This is a genomic window from Sulfurimonas sp. (genome assembly GCF_023228785.1).
GTDB lineage: Bacteria > Campylobacterota > Campylobacteria > Campylobacterales > Sulfurimonadaceae > Sulfurimonas.
The window spans coordinates 1-9,410 of the sequence record NZ_JALOAN010000055.1 but is presented as its reverse complement, the minus strand read 5'-3'; the positions used below and the strand labels follow the sequence as shown (position 1 = coordinate 9,410).

The following is a 9,410-nucleotide window of genomic DNA, read 5'->3' as shown; positions in this document are numbered from 1 at the left end:
AAGCCTTCTTTATAATTACTACTCATCAAAGCCCTATATTACGAAGTTTTATGACGGTATTGTACCATTTTAGGGATTAAAAGAACCCTTATTTAAGAGTTCTTTTAGAAAGTTCTTTCACAGTCTCGGAGCGATGGGAACGAGAGAAAATCTTTACATACCTGCATTAGATGAAGATTAAACTAGATATTTGCATCTTTATTGTAAGATCCCAGCAATTTAAATAAAATAATTGCACCATTAAGGAGAATTTTGATGGCAACTATAGGTATGAGTGATATTAAAAAGGGCGTTCGTATGATTGTGGGCGAAGTTCCTTGTAGAGTAGTAGAGTTTCAACATGTAAAACCAGGTAAAGGTGCTGCTTTTGTTCGTATGAAAGCTAAGAGTTTTTTAAATGGCAAAGTGGTCGAGAAGACTGTTCACGCTGGAGATAAGTTTGAAGTTCCAGTAATTGACTATAAAACTATGCAGTATCTTTACGATGATGGCGAAATGTACCAGTTTATGGATAACGACACTTATGATCAACTAGGTCTTTCATATGAGCAGTGCGATGATGCTTCAAAGTGGTTCAAAGATGGCGTAAATGTAGACATAATCTTTTATAAAGGCGATGCAATTTCAGTTGCTGCTCCTGAGACTATGGAGCTTATAATTACAGAGACTCCTCCAAACTTTAAAGGCGATACTTCAAGTGGAAGTAAAAAGCCTGCAACTCTTGAGACTGGTGCAGTTGTACAAGTTCCTTACCATGTACTAGAGGGCGATTTGATCAAAGTAAATACAGTAGATGGCGAGTATCTAGAAAAAGTAAAATAAACTTCAATATAACTCTTACTTTACTAAGAGTTGTATTACTTCATATTAAGATAAATCAACTATAATCACTCACTAATTTATACTTTATTAAAGGCAAATATCTTGAGTGCAAAACCCTTCACACACCTACATCTTCACACCGAATACTCACTACTTGATGGTGCAAACAAACTAACAAACTTAGTAAAAAGAGTTAAAGAACTTGGCATGACTTCTGTCGCAATGACGGATCATGGAAATATGTTTGGTGCGATCGACTTTTACCATCAGATGAGAGGAGCTGGGATCAAGCCTATTATTGGAATGGAGGGATATATTCATAATGGTGCTACTCTTGATGACAAGAGTACGAAACAGAGATTTCACATCTGTCTTTTTGCTAAAAATAAAAAGGGTTATGAGAACTTAATGTACTTATCTTCAAAAGCTTTTATAGATGGCTTTTACTACTTTCCACGCATAAACAAAAATGAGTTAAGAGAGCATAGTGAGGGCATCATCTGTACTTCTGCTTGTCTTCAAGGGGAAGTTAACTGGCATTTAAACCTAGCAAATGAGAGAAATGTAAAAAATGGAGCTTTGGGTTATGAGGGTGCTAAGGCTGTAGCATTAGAGTACCAAGATATTTTTGGAGATGACTTTTACTTAGAACTTATGCGTCATGGTATAGGTGACCAACTCTACATTGACAACAACATTTTAAAGATCTCTCAAGAGACAGGTATAAAAATAGTAGCTACAAATGACACTCACTACACATACCCAGGCGATGCTCAGTACCATGAGGCTTTTATGTGTATAGGGATGAATAAACTCTACGATGATCCAAACCGTATGCGTCACTCGGTGCATGAGTTTTACTTAAAATCGCCACAACAAATGGCAAGGCTTTTTGCGGACATACCAGAGGCTATAACGCATACTCAAGAGATCGTAGATAAGTGTGAAGAGTTTGTGCCAATAGTAAAGACTCCAACTCCGCCAAACTTTAAGTTTACTCCAGAGTATGCAAAAGATGATGGGCTAGAACTAAGCTCTGATGACAAAGACATAATGGATGCTGAATATTTTATATATCGTTGTGAATTAGGACTAAAAGAGAGACTAAAAATTGTCCCACAAGAAAAACATGAAGAGTACAAAAAGAGACTAGAATTTGAGATGGACATTATAAACTCAATGAAGTTTCCTGGTTATATGCTTATAGTTTGGGACTTTGTGAAGTTTGCAAAAGAGCAGGGCATTGCAGTAGGCCCTGGGCGTGGATCAGCAGCTGGAAGTCTTGTGGCATATTCACTAGATATTACAGATATAGATCCAATGAAGTATGACTTACTTTTTGAGAGATTTTTAAATCCTGAACGTGTAAGTATGCCCGATATAGATATGGACTTTATGCAGGCTCGCCGTGGGGAAGTTATAGACTATGTTGTACAGAAGTATGGAAGAAACCAAGTAGCTCAGATCATAACCTTTGGATCTCTTCTTGCAAAAGGAGTCATTCGTGATGTGGCAAGAGTTTTAGATATGCCACTCTCTCAAGCTGACAATATGGCAAAGCTTGTTCCTGATGAGCTTGGAATTACACTAAATGGTAGAGAGAAAAATGGGGAGTTTATAAAAGGTGCTTTTCAAAAAGAGCCTAAACTTCAAGAGCTCATTGGATCTGATGCAAATGCGGCTCGTGTTTGGGAGTTTGCAAAAAAACTAGAAGGGTTGAAGCGTAACTCTGGTATTCACGCAGCTGGTGTTGTGATCTCAAACGAAGAACTTTGGTTTAAAACACCCATATATAAACCATCTGGTGAAGATACTTTTGTAACTCAGTACTCACTAAACTACCTTGAAGATGTAGATCTCATAAAGTTTGACTTCCTTGGACTTAAGACTTTAGATGTGATCGACAATGCTATTAAACTTGTAAAGTACAGATATGACAAAGAGATAGACTGGCATAAAATAGATGAGAATGATCCTAAGGTTTATGATGTGATCCGTGGTGGCGATACTGTTGGAATGTTTCAAATAGAATCAAGCGGTATGCAAGATCTAAACAGAAGACTAAAGCCAGATAGTTTTGAAGATCTCATTGCGGTTTTAGCACTTTATAGACCAGGACCTATGGAGTCTGGGATGCTTGATAGCTTTATAGAGAGAAAGCATGGGCGAGAAGAGATTGAGTACACATTTGAGCCGATGGAGGCCATACTTGGAAACACTTATGGAGTCATCGTATACCAAGAACAGGTTATGCAGATAGTTCAAACTATTGGTGGATTTAGCCTTGGTTACTCTGACATTATTCGTCGTGCTATGGGTAAAAAGTCAGATATGTCAAAGTATAACGATGAGTTTGCATCTGGTGCACAAAAACAGGGTTATGACTACACACAAGCCTCAAAACTCTTTGATCTCATTGAGAAGTTTGCTGGCTATGGTTTTAACAAGTCTCACTCAGCAGCTTACGCAATGGTTACCTTTCAAACTGCATGGTTAAAGACTTACTATCCAAATGAGTTTATGGCTGCACTTTTAACATCTGACAAAGACAATATGGACAAAGTTGTTCGCTATATCGATGAGGTAAAGAGAATGGGCATTGAGCTCTCTCCTCCAGATATTTGTGACTCTCTTTTAGAGTTTTCTGCCATTAGTAAAGATGACAGAGAAGTTATTTTATTTGGTCTGGGTGCAATAAAAGGTGTTGGTAATGCTGCCATTGAGGCGATGCTAGAAGAGAGAGTGCAAAATGGAGACTACACAAGCCTAGAAGATTTTGTAAATAGAATTGAGCCTAGTAAGGTAAATAAAAGAGTTATAGAATCCATCATAAAAGCTGGTGGTTTTGATAGATATGGCTACTCAAGAAAAGCACTCCTAGATCAGATAGAGCTTATAATTGATACTGCAAAAGATGCCTCAATGGCAAGAAAAAACGCACATGGAAGTCTCTTTGGAGATGATGCAGAGATAACAAGCGTAAAACTAGAGCTAAGAAACTCTGATGAGTATAGTTTAAAAGAGATCTTGGAGTTTGAAAAAGAGATTTTAGGATTTTATGTCTCTGGGCATCCACTTGATGAGTTTAGAGAAAAACTTGAAGAGCTAGACTACACTCTATCTTCTGAAATCAGCGGCATCAAAGATGGCTCTTACGCTATTTTCATAGGTAAAGTAGAGGATATTATTAAAAAAACATCTAAAAAAGGAAATCAGTTTGCCATAGTCTCTTTGATGGATTTTCATGGAAACATAGAGATCATGCTCTTTAGTGACAAGCTAGATCAACTCCAAGCCATGGATCTAAGTGAACCAATTGCTTTTAAAGCAAAAATTACTCATACAGATATGTTTACAAGAATGGGTGTAACTAAAATTATGACTCTAAGGGATGCAAAAAAAGAGACTAAAAAGGTAAAAAAAGAAGTTCGCGAAGTTGTACTCGAACCTATAAACTTATCTATAAAACTAGATGAGAGTACAACTATCTTAGAAGAGCTATACACACTAATCAGACAAAACCCTGGAAACCGTGAGCTTAAGATCACTATAATCTCAAAGCTTCAAAATGTAGTAATCGACTCAGCCATAAGAGTAGATAGCAAAATCATAACAGCACTTGATGGTAACGAGGCTGTGGATATTATAGTTTAGGAAAATTTTATGTCAAATGGAGAAATTATGGATAAAAAAGATTTCAACGAAGGATTGTTAGGGTTTTTAGATGCATCGCCTACGCCTTTTCATGCTACAGAGAATATGTCTGGAATGTTTTTAAATGCTGGGTTTGAAGAACTAGATGAGAACACAAAATGGAGCTTAGTGGAGGGTGAGAAGTATTTTGTTAGAAGAAATGACTCATCTGTGATCGCTTTTACTTACCCAAAGGGTGCAAAAAACTACACCATGGTTGGAACTCATACTGATTCTCCAAACTTTAGACTAAAGCCAAACCCTGTTGTTAAGGCTCATGGAGCTGTTAAGCTTATGGTTGAGCCTTATGGTGGCATACTTTTAAACCCTTGGTTTGACAGAGATCTCTCTATTGCAGGTCGCATCTCTTACCTTGACTCAAATGGCGAGATCCAAGAGGCACTTATAGATGCTAAAAAAGCTCTAGCTGTTATTCCATCTCTTGCTATTCATCTTGATGAGTTTGCAAATAAAGAGAGAACAATTAATAAACAGACTCATACTTCCCCAATTCTTAGTACTTCAGATGACTTTGAATATGATGAATTTTTAAAGTGGCAACTCTCACAAGTTGGCATTGCAGACGCAAGAGAGATCTTAGCTACTGAACTTAGTCTTTATGATGTTCAAAAAGCCTCATTTGTTGGTTTAAAAGATGACTTTATATCTAGTGCGAGACTTGATAATTTGCTTAGTTGTTATGTTGGAATGCTGAGTATTTGTAGTGTTGAAGAAGATCGAGCTATGCTTTTTATTGCAAGTGATCATGAAGAGGTTGGAAGTGCTTCGACTTCTGGTGCGGCTGGATCTTTTTTAGAAGACACGCTAAGAAGAGTCTTTAGTGACTATGAAGAGTTTTTGCAGATGATAAGAGATTCCATAATGATCTCTTGCGATAATGCACACGCTATTCATCCAAACTACCCAGAAAAGCATGATCAAAACCATGCTCCGATGATAAACAAAGGTGTAGTTATAAAAGTAAATACTAACCAAAGGTATGCATCTAGTACGCAAAGTATTTCTAAGTTTAAAAGTGTTGCTTCAAGTCTTGGAGAACCTACTCAATACTTTGTTGCAAGAAGCGATATGGGTTGTGGCTCTACAATTGGACCAATTACAGCTACAAGATTAGGGTTAAAAACACTTGATGTTGGACTTCCTACTTATGCAATGCACTCCATAAGAGAGTTAGCTGGAAGAGATGATGCACACTCGCTTTATAAGATACTTTTGGAACATAAATAGTGTCTTCACAAGATATGATAACTCCTGAAGAGTTAAACCTTTTAATAGAGCAGACTTATAAGGTTGAGGGCGAATTTAATGAGTTAAAAGCGTCTTATACGCATTTGCAAAATACCATTGAAAGAGTCGTTGAATTCTTGCCAAATGCTATATGGATCATAGATGAAGATAGTAGCGTTTTTCTGCAAAACTCAAAGGCTAGAGAACTTCTTGAGCTTTTAAGACTCATAAAACTTAAAAGTGATGACTATGAAGTGCCGTTTAACTCAAGGTTTTATCTTATAAAGAGTTCAAGTTATAAAGACAAAACTATGATAAGTGCAACTGATATCACAGAGCAAAAAAGAAAAGAAAATCTAGCTACTATGGGACAAATGGCTGCACACTTATCTCATGAGATCCGAAACCCAATTGGATCTATTTCACTTTTAAGCTCAACTCTAAAAAAGCGAGTTATGCCTGAAAATATCCCAATAGTAGAAGAGATTCAAAAATCAGTTTACCGCATAGATAGGATTATAAAAGCTACTTTGATGTTCTCAAAAGGCATAGAGATAAACAGAACAAAGTTTTTGTGGAGCACTTTAAAAGATTCTATAGATATGTCTATAGGATATTATGGATATTCAAAAGAGATTAGTTTTGTTTTTCCTCAAATAGATTTTGAATTAAATGCAGATAAAGATCTCCTAGAGATGCTCTTTAGTAACTTTATGGCTAATGCTATTGACGCTATAGAAGCTGATGATAATGATAACGGAGTTGTAGAACTCTCTTATGAGAGAGATGAGAAATACCATAAGTTTTATATTTACGACAGTGGTGTTGAAGTAGAAAATAGAGCTGAACTTTTTGAAGCTTTTAAAAGTACAAAGTTAAAAGGAAATGGTTTAGGTTTAGTGTTAAGTAGAGAAATTGCTGAAGCTCATGGCGGAAATGTCAAGCTATTAGATAGAGATAAGAAATCATTTGAGGTAAGGCTAGCTCGGTAGTAGTGGAATAATTATTGCTTTGGTCGATATATAATCAGTATATTTGAATCGAAGGCATAAAATTATGGAAATACGACATAAAAACATAACTCCACTTTTGGAGTTTGTTAAAATTGATAGATTTTATGTTGTGTGTCATTTTAAATGCAAAGTGACTAACAAAACAGTAATTTCTACAGTTCCGTTTGAGCCTTATGATGGGAAGATTGAAATATCGTGGCAAGATATGTTACTTCGTCCTATAGAATCATATAACAGATATTATCACACCTCTATTACGATTTATAATCACGATTGCCAAGATACAGTCGTACTAAAAGCTTTTGAAAAAGTTTCAAAATACTTTGAGTGGGATGAATATTATGGCGCTTATGTATACATAGAAAAAAGAGGTTTTCATTTTGAACAAAAAGCCAGTTGAAGTAGAAGGAACAACACTTCCTTTTTACACTTATGAAAAAGATGATTTAATATTTTATGAGTTTGATGCATCAGCTTGTACTCCACCTGAACCAATGGTAAACACGATCAGAGGGCTTAGTCTTTTAAAGACAACTTCTCATAGACTTGTTGGCATCTATTTTCATGAACCATTTCCTCTTTATGAGAGGATCCCAATAACAATACTTCACGATGTTAAAGAACGTGAAGATGGGAACTTTGAGATAACTTTTTATAAAGAAAACTAATAATAATTTTTTAAGTGGAGCTATGAGATAATAATATTATGTAACACTTAAAAAGGACTTCAATGCTTAATGACCTCTCCATTAGTAAAAAAATTCACATTCCTCTTATAGCATCTATTATTTTTGGTTTTGCTGTGATACTTGTGAATTACTACTACTCCATGCAAGACATGAAAGAAAATGTCTATAAAAATCAAGAAAAAACACTCCGTTCTTCATATAAAGAGGCTATGCACTCAAAAGAAAACATAGGACTAACAAATGCTATAAATATAGCAAAAAACTACGATGTCGTTCGCGCCTTAAAATATAATGATAGAGAGATAGCGATAAATGGGCTTAACCTAGTATCAAAAGAGTTTAAGGAATTTACTGAATATAACAATATAAAGATTCATATCCATGATGCAAACGTTCATAGTTTTTTAAGAGCTTGGAGTCCAAAAAAGTTTGGAGATGACTTACGCTCATTTAGAAAAACTATAGTAGATATTAAAAATAACAAAAAACCAATAGTAGCTATAGAACTCGGTAGAGCAGGCTTAGTTCTTAGAGGACTTGCTCCTATAGTTGAAGGCAACTCTTATTTGGGTTCTGTTGAGTTTATGCAAGGATTAAACTCCATAGTTAAACAAGCTAGAAAAAATGAAGGCTTTGAGATGGTGATAGTTATGAAAAATGATTTTCTCTCTACTGCTACTGCACTCAAAGATGCTCCAAAACTCTCAAACTATACTTTAGCTGTAAATGAAAGTGCCATAGATAAAAACTTTTTTAATAGTCTGAAAAATACAGACATATCAAAAACATCTACATTTGAAATAGCAGATGAATACTTTGTTATTAGCGAACCTATCAAAGATTTTTCAGGTGATATAGTTGGATATGCAGTAGTTGGAAACAAACTCTCAAATGTCAATAGTGTCATAGATAAATCTGCTAGTTCATTGCTAAGACAAGTTTATATTATGGCCTTTGTATTTTTACTTATCTTAATCTTTTTGATGATGATTATAAAAGTAGCAATAGTAAATCCAATAATAAATCTTGATAAAGTTGCTCAAGAGTTAGCACAAGGTGATGCTGACTTATCTAAAAGACTTCCTGTAAAATCTAAAGATGAGCTTGGAGATGCAAGTGAGAGTTTCAATGAGTTTTTGAACAAGGTTGAAAAATTATCAATAGATGCCAAAGATGAAGCTCTTAGAGCAATTGAGTCTGAAAAAGCTGTTAAAGAAAGCATGGATAAAAATAGAGTGAATTTAGCACTCTCAGATGAGATGATAAAAGGGGCGATAAATAACGCTCAAAACTTAAGTCACACTATGCAAGAGAATGTGCAAAATGTAGAAAATGTAAACAAACTAAACAAAGATACAGAAGATGTAATATCTAAGGTTACACTCTCTACAGATGAAGTTATTAGCACTATCTCAAACATTACTCAGATGATAAGCGAGTCAAGACTCTCATCTGAGCAGTTAAACTCAAATGTTGAAGAGATCTATAATGTTATATCACTTATAAAAGATATCTCAGATCAGACAAACCTTTTAGCACTAAATGCTGCTATTGAAGCTGCTCGTGCAGGAGAACACGGACGTGGTTTTGCAGTTGTGGCGGATGAAGTGCGTAAACTTGCTGAGAGAACACAAAAAGCTACAAGTGAAGTTGAGGCAAATATTAGTGTGCTTAAACAAAATTCTACAAGTATGGCTGAAAATAGCGAGCTTATAGAAGGACATGCTCAGTCGTCGCAAGAGAAGCTTGATCTGTTTAAAGAGACTTTGAATGAACTCATAAAAAATTCTGAACAGATTACAAAAGATAACACAAGTATAGGACATGAGCTCTTTGTCAATATGGCAAAACTAGATCATATGGTCTTAAAAAACAACACTTATTCAGCTGCCTTTGAAGGCAAAGCAGACTCTTATGAAGGTGACCACACTATGTGTAGACTTGG

At 35.5% G+C, this 9,410-nt stretch carries 7 protein-coding genes; all 7 read left to right on the top strand.

All coding sequences use genetic code 11. From position 1 onward, the window contains the following. Positions 1 to 255 precede the first annotated feature (255 nt). Positions 256 to 822 carry an elongation factor P gene (gene efp / locus M0Q24_RS10830; protein ID WP_295050553.1) on the top strand — a complete coding sequence of 189 codons (567 nt, stop codon included), beginning with the start codon at positions 256 to 258 and terminating at the stop codon, positions 820 to 822. A gap of 102 nt (positions 823 to 924) precedes the next feature. Beyond that, on the top strand, positions 925 to 4,476 hold the full coding sequence (dnaE, locus tag M0Q24_RS10825; RefSeq protein WP_295050551.1) for a DNA polymerase III subunit alpha: 3,552 nt from the start codon (positions 925 to 927) through the stop codon (positions 4,474 to 4,476). 9 nt (positions 4,477 to 4,485) lie between these two features. After that, positions 4,486 to 5,763 carry a M18 family aminopeptidase gene (locus M0Q24_RS10820; protein WP_295050549.1) on the top strand — a complete coding sequence of 426 codons (1,278 nt, stop codon included), beginning with the start codon at positions 4,486 to 4,488 and terminating at the stop codon, positions 5,761 to 5,763. Continuing rightward, positions 5,763 to 6,755: a HAMP domain-containing sensor histidine kinase gene (locus M0Q24_RS10815; protein WP_366934194.1), complete on the top strand. Its 993-nt coding sequence runs from the start codon at positions 5,763 to 5,765 to the stop codon at positions 6,753 to 6,755. The genes M0Q24_RS10820 and M0Q24_RS10815 overlap by 1 nt, the downstream gene beginning before the upstream one ends. Before the next feature lie 64 nt (positions 6,756 to 6,819). After that, complete coding sequence (locus M0Q24_RS10810; RefSeq protein WP_295050547.1) at positions 6,820 to 7,176, top strand: hypothetical protein; 357 nt, start codon at positions 6,820 to 6,822, stop codon at positions 7,174 to 7,176. After that, on the top strand, positions 7,157 to 7,444 hold the full coding sequence (locus M0Q24_RS10805) for a hypothetical protein (protein WP_295050545.1): 288 nt from the start codon (positions 7,157 to 7,159) through the stop codon (positions 7,442 to 7,444). Before M0Q24_RS10810 ends, M0Q24_RS10805 begins: the two co-directional genes overlap by 20 nt. 62 nt (positions 7,445 to 7,506) lie before the next feature. Then, the coding region (locus M0Q24_RS10800) for a methyl-accepting chemotaxis protein (RefSeq protein WP_295050543.1) at positions 7,507 to 9,410 on the top strand (1,904 nt) is incomplete at its 3' end.

Bases quoted from the DNA above. Each gene is read 5' to 3' on its own strand.
- efp (WP_295050553.1), top strand. From the start codon at position 256: ATGGCAACTATAGGTATGAGTGATATTAAAAAGGGCGTTCGTATGATT.
- M0Q24_RS10820 (WP_295050549.1), top strand. From the start codon at position 4,486: ATGTCAAATGGAGAAATTATGGATAAAAAAGATTTCAACGAAGGATTG.
- M0Q24_RS10810 (WP_295050547.1), top strand. From the start codon at position 6,820: ATGGAAATACGACATAAAAACATAACTCCACTTTTGGAGTTTGTTAAA.